The organism is Mesorhizobium sp. P170090 (genome assembly GCF_057786115.1).
In genome coordinates, this window is sequence record NZ_JBYNWH010000001.1 from 5,006,222 (window position 1) to 5,022,398 (window position 16,177).

At 63.5% G+C, this 16,177-nt stretch carries 17 protein-coding genes; 5 read left to right on the top strand and 12 right to left on the bottom strand.

Annotated elements, in window-relative coordinates; all coding sequences use genetic code 11:
* Positions 1 to 64 precede the first annotated feature (64 nt).
* Complete coding sequence (locus tag AC3EML_RS24310; RefSeq protein ID WP_352522184.1) at positions 65 to 1,867, top strand: NAD(P)/FAD-dependent oxidoreductase; 1,803 nt, start codon at positions 65 to 67, stop codon at positions 1,865 to 1,867.
* On the opposite strand, the gene AC3EML_RS24315 is transcribed toward AC3EML_RS24310, so the two are convergent.
* Genes AC3EML_RS24315 through AC3EML_RS24325 form a run of 3 tightly spaced genes read right to left on the bottom strand, consistent with a single transcriptional unit; the run spans position 1,864 to position 3,280 of the window.
* Positions 1,864 to 2,385 carry a GNAT family N-acetyltransferase gene (locus tag AC3EML_RS24315; protein WP_023668341.1) on the bottom strand — a complete coding sequence of 174 codons (522 nt, stop codon included), beginning with the start codon at positions 2,383 to 2,385 and terminating at the stop codon, positions 1,864 to 1,866. The genes AC3EML_RS24310 and AC3EML_RS24315 overlap by 4 nt on opposite strands.
* Positions 2,386 to 2,400: 15 nt before the next feature.
* Positions 2,401 to 2,709: a hypothetical protein gene (locus AC3EML_RS24320; RefSeq protein WP_023682084.1), complete on the bottom strand. Its 309-nt coding sequence runs from the start codon at positions 2,707 to 2,709 to the stop codon at positions 2,401 to 2,403.
* Between the two features lie 4 nt (positions 2,710 to 2,713).
* Positions 2,714 to 3,280 carry a helix-turn-helix domain-containing protein gene (locus tag AC3EML_RS24325; protein ID WP_352522185.1) on the bottom strand — a complete coding sequence of 189 codons (567 nt, stop codon included), beginning with the start codon at positions 3,278 to 3,280 and terminating at the stop codon, positions 2,714 to 2,716.
* A 152-nt stretch (positions 3,281 to 3,432) separates the two neighbouring features.
* Here AC3EML_RS24325 and AC3EML_RS24330 point away from each other — a divergent pair, with 152 nt between their 5' ends.
* On the top strand, positions 3,433 to 5,265 hold the full coding sequence (locus AC3EML_RS24330; protein ID WP_023827567.1) for an ATP-binding protein: 1,833 nt from the start codon (positions 3,433 to 3,435) through the stop codon (positions 5,263 to 5,265).
* 287 nt (positions 5,266 to 5,552) lie between these two features.
* Here AC3EML_RS24330 and AC3EML_RS24335 read toward each other — a convergent pair whose 3' ends face one another.
* Both AC3EML_RS24335 and miaA read right to left on the bottom strand, forming a co-directional pair.
* A complete protein-coding gene (locus AC3EML_RS24335; protein ID WP_023690907.1) occupies positions 5,553 to 6,344 on the bottom strand; it encodes a GGDEF domain-containing protein in 792 nt (263 codons plus the stop codon).
* A gap of 130 nt (positions 6,345 to 6,474) precedes the next feature.
* Entirely contained in the window at positions 6,475 to 7,458 is a 984-nt protein-coding gene (gene miaA, locus AC3EML_RS24340; RefSeq protein ID WP_352522186.1) for a tRNA (adenosine(37)-N6)-dimethylallyltransferase MiaA, read from the bottom strand.
* Here miaA and serB point away from each other — a divergent pair.
* Complete coding sequence (gene serB / locus AC3EML_RS24345; RefSeq protein WP_023712488.1) at positions 7,448 to 8,335, top strand: phosphoserine phosphatase SerB; 888 nt, start codon at positions 7,448 to 7,450, stop codon at positions 8,333 to 8,335. The two genes, miaA and serB, sit on opposite strands and share 11 nt — an antisense overlap.
* Entirely contained in the window at positions 8,332 to 8,904 is a 573-nt protein-coding gene (locus AC3EML_RS24350; protein ID WP_352522187.1) for a GNAT family N-acetyltransferase, read from the top strand. Before serB ends, AC3EML_RS24350 begins: the two co-directional genes overlap by 4 nt.
* 46 nt (positions 8,905 to 8,950) lie before the next feature.
* Here the strand turns inward: AC3EML_RS24350 and AC3EML_RS24355 are convergent, their stop codons facing one another.
* The 6 genes from AC3EML_RS24355 to AC3EML_RS24380 form a co-directional block, all read right to left on the bottom strand.
* Positions 8,951 to 10,468 (bottom strand): DegQ family serine endoprotease, encoded by a 1,518-nt coding sequence (locus tag AC3EML_RS24355; protein WP_023753511.1) that lies wholly within the window; start codon positions 10,466 to 10,468, stop codon positions 8,951 to 8,953.
* 239 nt (positions 10,469 to 10,707) lie between these two features.
* Entirely contained in the window at positions 10,708 to 10,893 is a 186-nt protein-coding gene (locus AC3EML_RS24360) for a DUF2065 domain-containing protein (RefSeq protein ID WP_023668333.1), read from the bottom strand.
* A 4-nt stretch (positions 10,894 to 10,897) separates the two neighbouring features.
* Positions 10,898 to 11,896, bottom strand: coding sequence for a protease modulator HflC (hflC, locus tag AC3EML_RS24365; RefSeq protein WP_286457240.1), 999 nt, complete (start codon positions 11,894 to 11,896; stop codon positions 10,898 to 10,900).
* The gene (hflK, locus tag AC3EML_RS24370; RefSeq protein ID WP_023667407.1) at positions 11,896 to 13,005 is read right to left on the bottom strand and encodes an FtsH protease activity modulator HflK; all 1,110 of its coding nucleotides are present in this window, start codon (positions 13,003 to 13,005) and stop codon (positions 11,896 to 11,898) included. Before hflK ends, hflC begins: the two co-directional genes overlap by 1 nt.
* Positions 13,006 to 13,150: 145 nt before the next feature.
* Positions 13,151 to 13,669: a dihydrofolate reductase gene (locus AC3EML_RS24375; RefSeq protein ID WP_352522188.1), complete on the bottom strand. Its 519-nt coding sequence runs from the start codon at positions 13,667 to 13,669 to the stop codon at positions 13,151 to 13,153.
* Positions 13,669 to 14,685: a DUF4424 domain-containing protein gene (locus AC3EML_RS24380; RefSeq protein WP_352522189.1), complete on the bottom strand. Its 1,017-nt coding sequence runs from the start codon at positions 14,683 to 14,685 to the stop codon at positions 13,669 to 13,671. Before AC3EML_RS24380 ends, AC3EML_RS24375 begins: the two co-directional genes overlap by 1 nt.
* 147 nt (positions 14,686 to 14,832) lie before the next feature.
* Here AC3EML_RS24380 and cobF point away from each other — a divergent pair, with 147 nt between their 5' ends.
* The gene (cobF, locus tag AC3EML_RS24385; protein WP_023667410.1) at positions 14,833 to 15,606 is read left to right on the top strand and encodes a precorrin-6A synthase (deacetylating); all 774 of its coding nucleotides are present in this window, start codon (positions 14,833 to 14,835) and stop codon (positions 15,604 to 15,606) included.
* A 202-nt stretch (positions 15,607 to 15,808) separates the two neighbouring features.
* Here cobF and AC3EML_RS24390 read toward each other — a convergent pair whose 3' ends face one another.
* Positions 15,809 to 16,150, bottom strand: a complete 342-nt coding sequence (locus AC3EML_RS24390) for a winged helix-turn-helix domain-containing protein (protein ID WP_023667411.1) — start codon at positions 16,148 to 16,150, stop codon at positions 15,809 to 15,811.
* Between the last annotated feature and the right edge of the window lie 27 nt (positions 16,151 to 16,177).

Sequence of the window (16,177 nt, forward strand, 5' to 3'; positions counted from 1 at the left end):
ACGTCAAGCTTCGGCAGGGTTCCGCTCGCTACAGGCGGCCAGGAAAAATCGCGGAGGAAATTCAATGCTCGACAAGGCCCCCAACAAGAAGCTTTCCGACCTGCTCGATCGCTTCGGCGCGGCACTCACCGCCGGCGACATCGACAAGGCGGTCGCCTGCTTCCAGGAGGATTGTTACTGGCGCGATCTTGTTACCTTCACCTGGAACATGAAGACGATGGAAGGCCGCGACCAGGTGCGCCACATGCTGGTCAGCCAGCTGGCGAAAACCAGACCGTCGAACTGGGCGATCGCCAGGGGCGAGGACGCCACGGAAAGCGACGGCGTGGTCGACGGCTGGATCAGCTTCGAGACGTCCGTGGCGCGCGGCTTTGGTCACATCCGGCTGAAGGACGGCAAGATCTGGACGCTGCTCACCACCATGGTCGAGCTCAAGGGCCATGAGGAGCCGGCCGGCTTCGACCGCCCGCTCGGCGCCAAGCACGGCCATGGCAAGAACCGCCCGACCTGGAAGGAGGAGCGCGAGAAGGAAGCCGCCGAGCTCGGCTTCAAGACGCAGCCCTATACGCTCATCATTGGCGGCGGCCAGGGCGGCATCGCGCTCGGCGCGCGGCTGCGGCAGCTCGGCGTGCCGACCATCATCGTCGAGAAGAACGAACGGGCCGGCGACAGCTGGCGCAAGCGCTACAAGTCGCTGTGCCTGCACGACCCGGTCTGGTACGACCATCTGCCCTATATCGACTTCCCCAGGAACTGGCCGGTCTTCGCGCCCAAGGACAAGATCGGCGACTGGCTGGAAATGTACGCCAAGGTGATGGAGCTGAATTACTGGTCATCGACCGAGGCCAAGAGCGCCGTTTATGACGACAAGAAAAAGGAATGGACCGTTGTCGTGCGCCGCGACGGCAAGGACATCACGCTGAAGCCGAAACAATTGGTGCTGGCCACCGGGCAATCCGGCAAGGCCAACATGCCGAACTTCAAGGGCATGGAAAGCTTCAAGGGCGACCAGCATCACTCCTCGAAACACCCGGGACCTGATGCCTATGTCGGCAGACAAGCTGTCGTCATCGGCTCGAACAACTCCGCCCACGACATTGCAGCAGCCCTTTGGGAGGCCGGCGCCGACGTCACCATGGTACAGCGCTCGACCACGCATATCGTCAAGTCCGACACGCTGATGGAGATCGGGCTGGGCTCGCTCTATTCGGAAAAGGCGGTCGCGAGCGGCATGACCACCGCCAAGGCCGACCTCGTCTTTGCCTCGCTGCCCTACAAGATCCTGCACGAATTCCAGATCCCGGCCTATGCCGAGATGAAGAAGCGCGACGACAAATTCTACAAGGGCCTTGAGAAGGCGGGCTTCATGCTCGACTGGGGCGACGATGGCTCCGGCCTGTTCATGAAGTATCTGAGACGCGGCTCGGGCTATTACATCGATGTCGGCGCCTCCGACCTGATCATCGACGGCTCGATCAAATTGAAGAGCGACGTCGAGGTGAACGAGATCAAGGCGCACTCCGTTCTGCTCTCCGACGGATCGGAACTGCCGGCCGATCTCATCGTCTACGCCACCGGCTACGGTTCGATGAATGGCTGGGCGGCCGATTTGATCTCACGGGAGGTCGCAGACAAGGTCGGCAAATGCTGGGGCCTCGGCTCCAACACCACCAAGGACCCAGGCCCCTGGGAAGGCGAGCTGCGCAACATGTGGAAGCCGACGCAGCAGGAGGCGCTGTGGTTCCATGGCGGCAATTTGCACCAGTCGCGCCATTACTCCCAGTTCCTGGCGCTGCAGCTGAAGGCGCGCATGGAAGGCATCGCGACGCCGGTCTACGCGCTGCAAGAGGTTCACCACAAGGCTTAGGCAGCGCCGCCGATGCGCTTCCAGTAGATGAGCGTGCCGGTCAGCCCGCCATGCGGTTTCAGGGCAAAGTCCGGTATTTCGCCAGTGAGCGTGAAGCCGAGTTTTTCGTAAAGGCCGGAAGCGCCCTCCTCGGTTGCGGTGTCCAGCACCAGAAGCGTGCGGCCTTTCTCGACGGCGAGCGTTTCGGCCGCCCGCATCAGCCGGCTCGCTATGCCCTTGCCGCGGTGTTCGACGCGGGTCATGAGCTTGGCGATCTCGGCCCGGTGCGGCTGATTGACCGGAAAGTCGAGCAGCAAGGTGACGGTGCCGATCAACGCGTCGCCATACCAAGCACCCAGCACCGCTCTTTCACCTCTCTCTGCTGCCATCAACGAGTTGCTCCAGAAGGTCTCCGCCGCTTGCCTGGATAAGGGATGCATGAAGCTGACGGAGCCGCCGGCCGCGACCGTCTCGATCAGGAGGTCGGCCAGCATGTCGCGTGTTTCCGCAGTCAGCGACCTGATTTCGATGGGACTCACCTGCACTTTCCCTTGCTAATCCAGACGCGCGACGCGGCGCCGCTTTCGTCTCGCCTTGATCGCGGCGATGCGATCTGTGTCTTTCGGCTGCAGATGCAGCCCGCGTTCGAGGATTTCGAGCGTGTATTCCTCATAGGTCAGGCCAAGCCGCTCGGCCTTTTCCATGCGCATCAGCATCACGTCACGGCTTGGCGCCTTCCACGCCTTGGCATGCGCTGCCTGCCAGGCCAGGAAGATGTAGGGATCGCCCTTGCCCCATGGCGGGCCCTTGTAATCATCGAGCGGCGGTCCGCCATTGTCGGAGCGCTTGGGACGTCTTGCCACGATTTCAGCCCCTGACCAGCGCAACCAGATAGTCGGCCGGCTGCGGTCCGACGGCATGGAACGTGCAGTCCGACGGCGCGCCGAGCGCCAGGCAGTCGCCGGGCTCGAGACTAAGCACCATATCACCCTCGGTGAACTCAAGTCGCCCGGAGATCAGCCACATCTGCTGCTTGATGAAGGCATAGGACGCCGCCGGGAAACTCACACTGGCGCCAGCCGGCAGTTGCACCCGGATCAATTCGAGCGGCGTGTCGGAAACCGGCGACAGATGCCGACGGACATAGCCCGTACCGGGGTCGCGCCATACCGGCTGCTCACTCTCGCGCAGCAGGCCGCCACCTTGCTGCTCGGCGCGTGCTATCAGCGTCGACAGCGTCATGCCGAAAGCAGCGGCGATGCGCACCAGCAGCGCGGCCGTCGGGCTGGTCATGCCGCGCTCGATAGTGCTGAGCATGGCTTTGGAGACGCCGGAGCGGTTCGCCAGGTCGGCCAACGACCAGCCCCGCAAGGCTCTTTCGGCGTGGATTCGTCTGCCTATCGTGGCCGACATGTCATTCGCTATATCAGTCATTCGTCCAATATATCGAATATTTGGATTCGGAAAAGAGGCCGGCCGGTTGAATTTTCGCTGACGGGTTAACCCCTGCTACACCATCCCGCATCACGCCACCTTAACCCCGTCTGTGTAGGATCGAGGCTCCACGAGAATGGGGATCGGATCGTATGTTTGTCGAGCGCGAAGCCTCCGTCGGCGAACCGACCTCGCAGGAGCGCCGCCGCGCAGAGCAGAGCGACAAGCGCATTCTCGGCAACGTCGTGCAGTGCGACGGTGCGCGCGCCACCATCAGCGCCTATGCCGACGACATCGAAGGCGCGGTCACCGGCCTGTGGACCGTCGGCAAGATGATCTCCATCAATCTCGGGACATCGCGCACCGTTGGTCTGGTCTACGAAATCGGCAAGTCGGATCGCGCCTGGAGCAATGAGGGACAAAACCCCATCGAGGTCAGCGTCGAGCTGATCGGCGAAGTGCGCGACGGCGCCGAACCGGGGGCCAAACCGGTGTTCGACCGCGGCATCACCACCTATCCTCATATCGGCGCCATAGCGCACCGCATCCGTACCCGTGATCTGCAGGCGGTCTACGATCTCGCCGGGCGTCATTCGATCACCATCGGTACGCTGTCGCAGGATGAGTCGATCGACGCCAACATCGCCATCGACGACACGCTGGCGCGCCATTTTGCCGTTGTCGGCACAACCGGCGTCGGCAAATCCACCGCCATCTCGCTGCTGCTGCGCAAATCGATCGCCGCCCGGCCCGATCTGCGAATCCTCATTCTCGATCCGCACAATGAATTCGCGGCATCCCTGCCTGAGTTCTGCGTCCGGGTCGATTCCAAGACGCTTGACCTGCCGTTCTGGATGTTCAGGCTTGAAGAATTCGCCGAAGTGCTGTTTCGCGGCCGAGAGGTCGTGCCGGAAGAAGTCGATGTCCTGCGCGACCTGATCCCCGCCGCCAAGAACCTCTATCGCAATCCCAATTCAGGCTCTTACGTGCGCCGCGGCAGCGATGCGCTGACCGCCGACACGCCGGTGCCCTACCGCATGGTCGATCTCATCAAGCAGATCGACGAGCGCATGGGCCTCCTGGAAAGCAAGAACGACCGCCCGACGCTGAAATCGCTGAAGACGCGCATCGAGTCCGCCGCGTCCGACCCGCGCTATCGCTTCATGTTCAATTCGCGGCTGATCGAGGACACGATCCACGAGACGATCGGCAATATTTTCCGTGTGCCGCATCATGGCCGCCCGGTGACCTGTTTCGAGATGGCCGGCATGCCGTCCGAAGTGGTCAACTCCGTCTGTTCGGTGCTGGCGCGCCTGGCCTTCGACCTTGCGCTGTGGAGCGAGGGCCGGCTGAAGCTGCTGTTGCTGTGCGAGGAAGCGCACCGCTATATGCCGGCCGATCCGCGCCTAGGCTTCGCCCCGACAAGGCATGCACTGTCGCGCATCGCCAAGGAAGGCCGCAAATATGGCTGCTATCTCGGCGTCGTCACCCAGCGCCCGGGTGAACTCGATCCGACCATCCTGTCGCAATGCTCGACCTTCTTCGCCATGCGGCTGGCCAATGAGCAGGACCAGGCGATCATCCGCTCGGCGATCGCCGATTCCTCCGCCTCGACGCTGGCCTTTCTGTCCTCCATGGGCCAGCGCGAAGCCATCGCCTTCGGTGAAGGCGTGGCGACGACCATGCGGCTGAAGTTCGAAAAACTGGCGGAGAACCTGATCCCCGGCACCGCCAAGCGAGAGCAGGACGAGTTGTCGCAGGACGGCAACGACGTCGATCTCGCCGCCATCGTCGAGCGGCTGCGCAACGTCCCGAAACCGCAGCAGCAGATGGCCTTCGCCGAGGTCGTGGACTCCGGCCGCCAGGCCGGCGATCCCGATTACCGCAAGCCGGCCACCGCCCAGCGCGTCCAGCCCGACGACGATTTCGACCTGCGCTACGGCCTCAAGCCCACAACCTTCGGCATGCGCCCGCAGAACGATTGACCTTCAGCGTAGCGACTTTTTTGCCGGCCAATTGAGAAGCCGCCGGAGCGCCAGGGCTCGGCTTCGTTGGCCGCTTGGGTAAATCACGCCAGAAAATTCGTCAGGCTGAGTCGGTCGGTGTCGACTTCGAGAACCGGAGCGGAGCGGACATTGAGTCCGTGAGCACCGGCCTACGCCGGCCGTAGCCATAGCTGCCGTCACCACCTCATGAGTGCTTCGGCCGGCGAAGGCCGGAAGCGCAGAAGACGGCATCAAACGGCCAGCCTCACGAATTTAATGCCGGGATTTCAGGCGCAGACGCGGTTGCGGCCTTGCCTCTTCGCCTCGTAGAGCTGGCGGTCGGCGCGGCGGTAGAATTCCTCGGCGGTTTCCTTCCGATCCCAGACGGCTAGTCCGACGCTGGTGGTGATCTTGAGGCGGACATTGCCCGACAGCACCGACATGTTGGCAATCGCTTTGCGGATGCGTTCGGCGAACTTCCCCAACAACTCCGCATCCATGTTGGGCGTGACGACGGCGAACTCCTCGCCCCCAAGCCGCGCCACCACATCGTGGTAGCGCGTCATGCCTTTGAGGCAATTGGCGACTGCCCTAAGCACCTCGTCGCCGACATCGTGGCCATGCGTGTCGTTGACCTGCTTGAAATGATCGAGGTCGAGGATCATCAGCCCGACGGGCTTTTCGATGCGGCGGAATTCCTCGAGATATTCCTTCAGCGCATCATCGAAGTAGCGCCGGTTCTGCATGCCGGTAAGGCCGTCGGTCAATGCCGCATGCTGCAGCGTTTCCGAGCGGGCGCTGAGCGAAACCGTCATGGCGCGCAGCTTGCCCTCTTCCGTGGCCTGCCTACGGATCAGCGGGTAGATGAAGAACACGCCGAAGAACAGCGCTGTCGCCAGCAGCACCCCGGTGACAAACAGCAGCGTGTTGAGATAGGCGATCCTCTCGACCCGGGAAGTCGTATCGTGACCGACCGCGATGGACTGCAATTGACCATAGGCATAAAGCGTCACCAGGCCTGCGGCCAGGATCACGAAAATAAAGACGAAAAATGCGGATTCCGCCTTGTGGAAACGCATCTGCTCCCCGTTGGAAAAGTACCCCCCGGATCTATGGCATGCCGGCGCCTTACGGACGGTTAATCCAGACAACCGGAGCGGGAATGTTCATTCCTACTTCTGTTCTTTAATTGTATTAGCAGCACGAAAATCAAATCACGGCTTGCAGGCCGTCGCCGGGCTGCAATCTCAGCCATTCCGGTCCCAGCTGATGGCGAAACCACGTCGTTTGCCGTTTGGCATATTGCCGCGTCGCTGCCTTGCAGCGCGCGATGGCCTGGGAAAAGCTGGTGTCACCAGCCATGGCGGCCGAAAGTTCGCGAACGCCGATCGCCTTCATCGCCGGCAGGTCGGGATCGAGGCCAAGCGCCGCAAGCCGTTTGACCTCATCGAGCGCGCCGAGATCGAGCATGCGGTCGAACCTTGTTTCGATCCGCTCGACAAGGGCGGCGCGGTCCGGCTCGATAACGAAGAACCGAGCGCTGTCGCGGTCGATCAGCGGCCGGCCGCGCGCTGCCTGCCATTCTAGGATGGAGCGGCCGGATGCGTCGAGCACCTCCAGCGCCCGCACGATGCGCTGGCCGTCGGTCGGCTTCAGCTGCATGGCGACTGCCGAATCCTCATGCATCAGGATGCGGTGCAGCTTGGCTGCGCCTTGCTCCTTTAACCCGTAGCGCCAGCGGTCGCGTACCTGCTGCGGAATGTCGGGCATTTCCGAAATGCCCTCGGCAAGTGCGCGAAAATAGAGCCCGGTGCCGCCGACGAAAATCACCGGACGTTCAAAGCCGGCGTCATCGGGCTGTCGGGCGAGCGTGCCGTCATCGATCAGCTTCATCACGTCGCGCAGCCAGGCGCCGGTGGAATAGGCGGTGGAGGGATGCACGTGGCCATAGAGATAGTGCGGCGCGCGGGCGAGGTCGGCAGCGCTCGGCCGCGCCGTCAGCACGTCGAGCACCGAATAGCCCTGCATGGAATCGGTGTTGACGATGACGCCGCCCTTGCGCTCGGCGAGATCGAGCGCCAGCGCCGACTTGCCGCTGGCGGTCGGCCCGGCTATCAGGATCGCGTCCTTCACGCGGCCCTCGCCCGCCTGCCCGCCCTCGCCTAGCTGCTTGGAAGCCTCGATGCCGCTCATTGCCACGCTTGTGTCCCACCCCGTCCGCCGCGCGATGTCGGCCTCGCTTGCGAATATGGCCTCACGGTCGGTCGGCGCAAGCGCTGTTCGCTGGCTGGGCGAAGGCGTCGCCTGCGACCTGGTGCTGCCCGAGGGTGCGGAAGCCGCTGAGGCAAGTGCCGCCTTGCGCTTGGCACTTGGCTCCGAGCCGGTCGACGTGATCGTTCAGCAGGCCGAAAGCCGCCGCAAGACAATCCTGCTTGCCGATATGGATTCAACCATGATCGACCAGGAATGCATCGACGAACTCGCCGACGAGATCGGCGTCAAGGACCGCGTCGCTGCCATCACCGCACGCTCGATGAACGGCGAGATCGCTTTCGAGCCGGCGCTGCGTGAACGCGTGGCGCTGCTGAAAGGCCTCGATACGGCCGTCGTCGACCGCATCATCGCGAACCGCCTGACGCTGGCGTCGGGCGGCCGCGCTCTGGTGCAGACGATGCGCGCCAATGGCGCCTGGACGGCGCTTGTCTCCGGCGGCTTCGACGTCTTCACCAGCCGTGTCGCCGCCATGCTCGGCTTCGAGGAAAACCGTGCCAACCGACTGATCGAGGAGAACGGGCGCTTTGCCGGCCTGGTCGCCGAGCCGATCCTCGGCCGCGCCGCCAAGGCCGATGCGCTGAACGATATCTCGGCCCGCCTGGGCCTGACGCCATTCGATGCGATTGCGGTCGGCGACGGCGCCAACGACCTCGACATGATCCGCCTGGCCGGCACCGGTGTCGCGCTCCACGCGAAGCCGGCCGTTGCTGCCGAAGCCAAGGTCCGCATCGACCATGGCGATCTCACCGCACTGCTTTATCTCCAGGGCTACCGCCAGGAAGAGTTCGCCCAATGAAACCGATGCGCACCGAGCGCCTCATCCTGCGCAACTGGGAAGAGCGCGACCGCGAACTATTCCATCGCATCAACTCCGACGAGCGGGTGATGGAATTTTTTCCGTTCCGCCGCGACCGCGCCGAGACGGATGCCAAGATGGACGAGTTTCGGGGCAGGATCGCCGAGGACGGCTTTGGTTTTGCCGCCGCCGAGATCGCCGCGACTGGGGAATGCATCGGCTTCGTCGGCCTCTTAAAGACCGATCACGTGCCGTCCCTGCCCTCCGATACGATCGAGATCGGCTGGCGGTTGGCGCCGGAATTCTGGCGAAAGGGCTATGTCACGGAGGCCTCCGAAGCCTGGCTCGCCTTTGGCTTCGAGACGCTTGACCGGGACGAGATCGTCTCCTTCGCCGTCGCGGCCAACCGCCGCTCGACGGCCGTCATGGAGCGTCTTGGCATGAGCCCTGACCCGGCTCGCGATTTCGACCACCCATCCATCCCTGACAGCCACCCGCACCTCAAGCGGCATGTCCTCTACACCCTGTCGCGCAAGGACTGGCAGGCAAGAAAAAGGGCGGCTAACTAGCCGCCCTTTTCATTTCGAAATCAGATCGTTGCAGGCCTGACCGGACTCAATCCATCCGGATCGTCACGAAGCGCAACTCGCCTGTCTTGGACGCCAGCATCAAGAGCGCATTCTTGCGGCCCTGCTCCTTCAGCGCGCCGATCCGGTCCATCACGTCCTTCGGGGTCGCGACCGATTCCTGGGCGATTTCGGTGATCACCTCGCCGGCCTGGATGCCGCGCTCGGCGGCGGCCGAATCCTTGGTGACGTCGGTGATGACGACGCCGGAGACGTCGGCCGCGATGCCGAATTTTTTCCGTGTGTCGTCATTGAGCTCGCCGACGGTCATGCCGAGCACCGAGGCCGTGGAGACCGCGGGCGCCTTGTCGCCGCCCTTGTCCTCATCGGTAGTGCCGTCCTCACCGGCAGCGACCTTCTCGCCGTCCTCAAGCCGGCCGAGCGTCACCTTCACCGTCTGCTCGACGCCCTTGCGCACGATGATCACGTCGACCGCCTTGCCGACCGGGCTTTCCGCCACGACGCGCGGCAGGTCGCGCATTTCATGGATGTCCTTGCCATCGAACTTGATGATGACGTCGCCGGCGAGAATTGTGCCGTTGTCGACCGGTCCGCCCTTGATGACGCCGGCCACCAGCGCGCCCTTGGCGGTCGCCATGCCGAGGCTCTCGGCGATGTCGTCGGTCACCGGCTGGATGCGCACGCCGAGCCAGCCGCGACGGGTCTCGCCGAACTGGCGCAGCTGGTCGACGACGCCCGAGGCAAGCTGCGAGGGGATTGAGAAACCGATGCCGATCGAGCCGCCCGACGGCGAGATGATCGCCGTGTTGATACCGATGACCTCGCCCAGGCTGTTGAACAGCGGCCCGCCGGAATTGCCGCGGTTGATGGCGGCGTCGGTCTGGATGAAGTCGTCATAGGGGCCGGAATTGATGTCGCGGTTGCGGGCCGAGACGATGCCGACCGTCACCGTGCCGCCAAGGCCGAACGGATTGCCGATCGCCATCACCCAGTCGCCGACGCGCATCTTGTTGGAATCGCCGAACTTCACCGCCGTCAGCTTGTGGCCCTTCGGGTCGACCTTGAGCACCGCCACGTCGGTCTTGGTGTCGGTGCCGACCAGCGTCGCCTTGAGCGTCACGCCGTCGGAGAAATTCACCTCGATGTCGTCTGCATCGGCGATGACGTGGTTGTTGGTGACGACAATGCCTTGCTCGGCGTCGACCACGAAGCCGGAGCCCAGCGACTGCACCTTTTGCGCGCCGCCATCCTTGTCGCCGCCACGGTTCTTGAAGAAGTCGTCGAAGAAATCCTGGAACGGCGAACCCTCCGGCAGCTGCGGCATCGGCACCGCGCCCGGACCTTCCGTGCCCTTCACGGTCTGCGAGGTCGAGATGTTGACCACCGCACCGAGCAGGCCTTCGGCGAGGTCGGCGACCGAAGCCGGTCCGTCCGCGGCCACCGTCGGCGTCACCAAAGCCGGAACGGCAAGCGCGCCGACCATAAGTGCCGCAGCACCTGCGATGAACGTCCGCCGCGCCGCGCGCAGAAGGGTGTTGGATGTCATCGAAAGCCTCCCGGATTGCTGAAAAGAAAAAGCGCTTCGGCAAAACGCCGCGTCGCGTCATGTTGGCAAGAAATACGGCACGTTTGCGGCTATGGCCACATCAGGAGGATAAATCCTCCGTTACACCCTAGAGCAGTTCGCCGTTTCGCGGAAACGGCGAACCGTTCAATCCCTTTGCTTTTACGCAATTCCGGACGGAAAACCGCTCACACTTTCCTGGAATTGCAGATCAGCGGTCCTCAGCCACGCACCAACCAGACGATGCCGACGCCGATGGCGATCGCCACCAGCCCGACGATGCGCAGCGCAATTTCCGGCGTCGACAGCACTTCGCCGGCAAGACGTTTGGCAAGGCCGGGAAAGCCGCCATAGACCAGGCCCTCGACAACGAGGACCAGGCCTATGGCCGCAAGGAAATCCTGCACCGCCCTACTGGGCGGGTGCAGGTTGTGCAGCCGGCGCGGCAGGTGCCGTCGCCGGCGCGGCAGGTGCCGTCGCCGGCGCGGCAGGTGCCGTCGCCGGAGCCGCAGGCGCCGCCGGCTTCGCGTCCGTCCCGTCCGGATTGCGGAAGAAGCGGAAGAACTCCGAGTTCGGCGACAGCACCATCGTCGTCCCGGAGTTGTCCAGCGCCGTGCCATAGGCATTCATCGACCGGTAGAAGTCGAAGAACGCCGGATCGCGTTTGTAGGCGTCGGCAAAGGTCGCGCTGCGCTGGGCTTCACCTTCACCACGCAGGATTTCCGATTCCTTGCGCGCTTCGGCGACGATTTCCACCACTTCGCGGTCGGCGCGGGCGGTGATGCGCTGCGCGGCCTCTTTGCCGCGTGCCCTCAGCCGTTCGGCCTCGGCCAAACGTTCGGCCTTCATGCGGTCGAAGGTCTGCTGCGAAACCTCAGCCGTCAGATCGGTTCGGCGGATGCGCACATCCTCGATCTGCAGGCCGAGCGAGGTGGCGTCGGGCCGAAGCTGATCGCGCACTTCGCGCATCATCACGGCCCGCTCTTCCGAAAGCGCCGCCTCGAAGTCGCGCAGACCGTAGACACGGCGCAGCGCCGCATCGAGACGCGTCCTCAGTCGTGCTTCGGCCAGTGTGATCTGACCGGACACGGCTGAGCGGAACACGCGCGGATCCGAGATGCGGTACGCGATGAAAGCGTCGACCTCGTAGAACTTGCCGCCCGAAACCTGGACGCGGATGTTGTCGAGATCGAAGCGCAGCACCCTGTTTTCGATCAATTGCACGCTGTCGGCGTCGAAGAAGGCGAAAGGCGCCTTGAAATAGATGCCGGGTTCATTCTTCACGTCGACGATCTCGCCGAACCGCAGCACGAGCGCCTGCTGGCGCGCGTTGACCACGAAGACCGAGGAGTAGAGCAGGAACAGAAGCACGGCCGCGATGACCGCGATGATGGGAAGACGATTGGCCATCACTGGGCTCCTCCCGTGGTCGCAGGCGGCAGCGCCTTCGGCTGCAGTGCCGGCAGCGGCAGATAGGGAACGACCCCTTGCCCATTGCCCTGTTCGACGATGACCTTGTTGGAATCCTTCAGCACCTTCTCCATCGTTTCCAGATAAAGCCGCCGGCGCGTCACGTCGGGCGCCTTGGCGTATTCGTCATAGACCGAGATGAAGCGCTGCGCCTCACCTTCGGCTTCCTGGACGACACGGTTCTTGTAGGCTGCCGCGTCCTCGCGGATCTGCGCCGCGGCGCCACGCGCCTGGCCGAGCTTCTGGTTGGAATACTGGTTGGCCTGCTCGACGAACTTGTCTTCGTCCTGCTCGGCGCGCTGCACTTCGTCGAAGGCATCGGCAACTTCACGCGGCGGGGCCGCGTCCTCGATCGAAACCGCGTTGACATTCAGGCCGGCCTTGTAGCCGTCCAGCGTCGTCTGGATGATTTCACGCACCGACGCGGCGATGCCCTGACGGTCGTCGCGGAAGATGTCCTGCGCCGGTCGCCGGCCAACCGCTTCGCGCATGGCGCTCTCTGCGACCTGCTGCAGCATGCCTTCGGGATCGGAGACGTCGAACAGATAGGCCCGGGGATCGGAGACCTGATAGGCCACCGAAAACTGGACGTTGACGATGTTCTGGTCGCCGGTAAGCATCAGCCCCGACGAGTTGCCGCTCGTCGCGCCGCCACCACCGATATCGACGAGTTGTTCGGCGATGTTGGCCGTCTCGACGGTTTCGACCGGCCACCAATGGAAATGCAGACCCGGCTGCGACAGCTCCGCCTTCGGCTTGCCGAAGCGCAGCTCGACCGCAACCTCGTCCGGCTGCACGGTGTAGACCGCCTTGAACGCCCACAGCACGATCAGGGCCGCTGCGATCAGCGCAAAGACGGCCGGGCTGGCGCCGCCGCCACCGGGCAGCGCGCGCCGCAGCCGGTCCTGGCCGCGGCGGATGATGTCTTCGAGATCGGGAGGTGACCCCGGCGGGCCGCTAGGCCCCTTCGGTCCCTGCCCCCAGGGTCCCTGATTGTTGCCGCCGCCGCCCCATGGGCCGCCGCCGCCGCTCTTGTCGTTCCAGGGCATGAATGTCCTTTCGCTTGGGATTCCCTCAGCGCCGACGTTGCGGCGCAAAATCCAGTTGTTCTTCTATAGGGACGCAGCGATGCGCTTTCAACGCGATCCGCTGCCGAGCATGTCCGTTTTGGACGTTCGCGACCCTTTTATCGTCTCAATGCACGCCGCGGCGTCGCTCGTAAACCGAATAGCGCGTCGCATGGCTGTCCTTTTCACCGGCCGGAATGTCCTGAGCGCTGACAAGGCGCCACAAATCCGGATCGATGTCGGGAAAATGCGCGTCGCCATCGACCGCCGCCAGCACATGGGTGACGTGCAGCCGGTCTGCCAGCGGCAGCGCCTGCGCATAGATCTCGCCGCCGCCGATGATGCAGATTTCGTCGACGCCGGCCATGCAACGCCCGCGCACCGTGGCCAGCTGGATCGCGGCCTCCAGGGAGTGCGCTACCTCGATGCCCTCGGCGCGCCAGGCCTTGTCGCGGGTCACCACGATGTTCAACCTGCCCGGCAGCGGCCGGCCGATGCCTTCATAAGTCTTGCGGCCCATGATGACGGGCTTGCCCATCGTATCGGCCTTGAAGCGCTTGAGATCGGTGGACAGCCGCCACGGTAAGCCGCCGTCGCGCCCGATGACGCCGTTCTGCGCAATGGCGACATAGATCGCGACGTCCATCAGTTGGCTCCCCCGGCGCCGTCATCCGACGGCTCCAAAAGCAATATGTCGATGTTGTGCTCGGGATAGAGATCCTGCGCCGCCGTCTCGAAGGTCGTCGGCCCGACCTTCTTGACATTGTCGCCGCAAAACGAGATCAGCGCTTTCGGATTGCCCTTGTCGACGGTCAGCTTGAACTTGCCGATGCTGCCATTGGCCCAGTTGCCGCCGGTGGTCAGGATATAGGCTATGCGGTTCTCGTAAAAATGCGGATAACCGTCGGCCTTGGCGGCCTGCCGCACCGCATTCTCGAAGCTGTCGTCCATGCAGTAGCGGGTCTTGTAGGTCGTGTACTGGCTGCCCTCGGTGAACTTGCCGTCATAGAAGAAACTCACCGATGACGTGCCGCCGACGCTCGGTTTGTAGCGGTGCGAGACGTGGACATCCTTGTTGGCCGGAAATATCGCGCGCCACCAATAGGTTGAGCGCAACTGCCACCACGGCGTATAGACCTTGTTCGCCTCGGTACCGTCGCTGCCCGTATCCTCGATGATGATGCCGCGGTTTTCCCAATCCTCGGCGACCGTTTTCGGCAGCTTCGCCAGGGCCGCCTTGGCCGCATCGCCGAACGGATTGAACGGCACGTTCTGCGCCTTCAGATCGGCGCCGATGTCGATGCCGACAGCGAACACTTTCTGCTCGAGCTGCGGCTTTGCCGGCGCTCCGTCGATCGTCACCTCGAAGCTAAGGAAATTGTCGCTCTGGTTTTCCGGGATGGCCGGCATTTCCTCCGGATTGCCTTCGATGTCCGGCAGCGGAAAAGCGACGATGGCATTTACATCCTTGTCGGTGTTGTTGTGGAAGACGTAGTCGACCGTGATCTTTTCCGGCGAGATATAGAGGTCCTCGCTTTGCATCGACACCGCGTCGCTACGCGACAGGATCAGGCCACCTGTGCCGAGTTCGGCGGTCGTATCATTGGCCAGCGCGGGCACGGCTAAAAGCGCCAGCGCTACGGACAGAACATATTGCAACATCGAAGCCCCTCGCCAAGAATGCCGCGACCCTAGCCGTTTCAATGTGGCGTTTCAAAGCCTTCCGTCTCCCAGCAGGACGCCACAGTGTCTGGACACGCCAATCGGCGGTCTGGACTAACAGGTTTCGATCGGGCAGGAGTTCGCGTCATGCGCAAGCTTCTCGTCATCGGCATCGGCGCCGGCAATCCCGACCATATGACCGTGCAGGCCATATCAGGCCTAAACCGGGCGGACGTCCTGTTTATCCCCGACAAGGGGGCGAAGAAGAACGACCTTGCCGAATTGCGCCGCCATATCTGCGACCGTTTCGTCAGCAATCCGAAATCGCGCCGCGTCGAGTTCGACGTGCCGGTGCGCGCCGAGCCGGCGCCTTCCTATCGCTCGACCGTCGATGACTGGCACGAGGCCATCGCCCAGATCTATGAGAGCCTAGTCCGCGACGAACTTGCCGAGGACGGCTGCGGCGCCTTCCTGATCTGGGGCGACCCCTCGCTCTATGACAGCGCGCTACGCATCCTCGCGCGCGTACGACTGAGGGGCAATGTCGCATTCGAACTGGAGGTCATTCCCGGCATCACCGCCGTCCAGGCGCTAGCCGCCGGCCACAAGATGGCGCTGAACCGCATCGGCGACCCCGTGCTGATCACCACCGGCCGCCGCCTCGCCGAACAAGGCATGCCGCACAATGCCGGCAGCGCCGTGGTCATGCTCGACGGCAAATGCGCCTTCAACACGCTGGCAGACAAGGATCTGATCATCCATTGGGGCGCCTATCTCGGCACACCGGACGAGATCATCGTTTCCGGTCGCCTGGGTGATGTCGGCGAGGAGATTGAGAGGACGAGAGAAGAAGCCCGGAAAAGAAAGGGCTGGATCATGGACACCTATCTGCTGCGTAAAGCAGGAGAGCCCGAGGAATAGCGCGCTCAAAGGTCGAGTTCCTTCGCGCCCCCCTCTGTCCTGCCGGACATCTCCCCCTCTAGTGGGGAGATTGGCCGTCACGGAGGATTTCGCCAATCGCCTAACAGATTAGCGCCCGTCTACGGGCTAGCTGATCTCCCCCCTTGCGGGGGAGATGTCCGGCAGGACAGAGGGGGGTGTGACGGATCGCAAGCTTCAACCCTCACCCAGCATCGATCTCCGCCTGCAAGGCGTCCATATGCGTGGCCGCCGCTGCCGCCGCAGCGCGCTCGATAGCGCGAAAACGGCTGACAACTGCAAGGCCAACTGAGGTCAGCTGTGCGCCGCCACCCTTTTTGCCGCCGGTCTGCGCCGCGACCAGTGGCTTGCCGAACACACGGTTCATATCTTCCACCAGATCCCAGGCGTGCTTGTAGGACATCTCCATGCCGCGTGCCGCAGCCGAGATCGAGCCGAAAGTGGCGATCTGCTCCAGCAATTCGATCTTGCCCGGACCTATGCGCCCGTCCGGATCGAGATTTATCCGCAGGCTCAGCGACGGCATCTCTTGTCCTCCACGGTCACACTAGCC

Excerpts from the sequence above, each read along its gene's own strand:
- AC3EML_RS24310 (WP_352522184.1), top strand. The coding sequence starts at position 65 with ATGCTCGACAAGGCCCCCAACAAGAAGCTTTCCGACCTGCTCGATCGC.
- AC3EML_RS24325 (WP_352522185.1), bottom strand. The coding sequence starts at position 3,280 with ATGACTGATATAGCGAATGACATGTCGGCCACGATAGGCAGACGAATC.
- AC3EML_RS24330 (WP_023827567.1), top strand. The coding sequence starts at position 3,433 with ATGTTTGTCGAGCGCGAAGCCTCCGTCGGCGAACCGACCTCGCAGGAG.
- AC3EML_RS24335 (WP_023690907.1), bottom strand. The coding sequence starts at position 6,344 with ATGCGTTTCCACAAGGCGGAATCCGCATTTTTCGTCTTTATTTTCGTG.
- serB (WP_023712488.1), top strand. The coding sequence starts at position 7,448 with ATGCCGCTCATTGCCACGCTTGTGTCCCACCCCGTCCGCCGCGCGATG.
- miaA (WP_352522186.1), bottom strand. The coding sequence starts at position 7,458 with ATGAGCGGCATCGAGGCTTCCAAGCAGCTAGGCGAGGGCGGGCAGGCG.
- AC3EML_RS24350 (WP_352522187.1), top strand. The coding sequence starts at position 8,332 with ATGAAACCGATGCGCACCGAGCGCCTCATCCTGCGCAACTGGGAAGAG.
- AC3EML_RS24355 (WP_023753511.1), bottom strand. The coding sequence starts at position 10,468 with ATGACATCCAACACCCTTCTGCGCGCGGCGCGGCGGACGTTCATCGCA.
- hflC (WP_286457240.1), bottom strand. The coding sequence starts at position 11,896 with ATGGCCAATCGTCTTCCCATCATCGCGGTCATCGCGGCCGTGCTTCTG.
- hflK (WP_023667407.1), bottom strand. The coding sequence starts at position 13,005 with ATGCCCTGGAACGACAAGAGCGGCGGCGGCGGCCCATGGGGCGGCGGC.
- AC3EML_RS24375 (WP_352522188.1), bottom strand. The coding sequence starts at position 13,669 with ATGGACGTCGCGATCTATGTCGCCATTGCGCAGAACGGCGTCATCGGG.
- AC3EML_RS24380 (WP_352522189.1), bottom strand. The coding sequence starts at position 14,685 with ATGTTGCAATATGTTCTGTCCGTAGCGCTGGCGCTTTTAGCCGTGCCC.
- cobF (WP_023667410.1), top strand. The coding sequence starts at position 14,833 with ATGCGCAAGCTTCTCGTCATCGGCATCGGCGCCGGCAATCCCGACCAT.
- AC3EML_RS24390 (WP_023667411.1), bottom strand. The coding sequence starts at position 16,150 with ATGCCGTCGCTGAGCCTGCGGATAAATCTCGATCCGGACGGGCGCATA.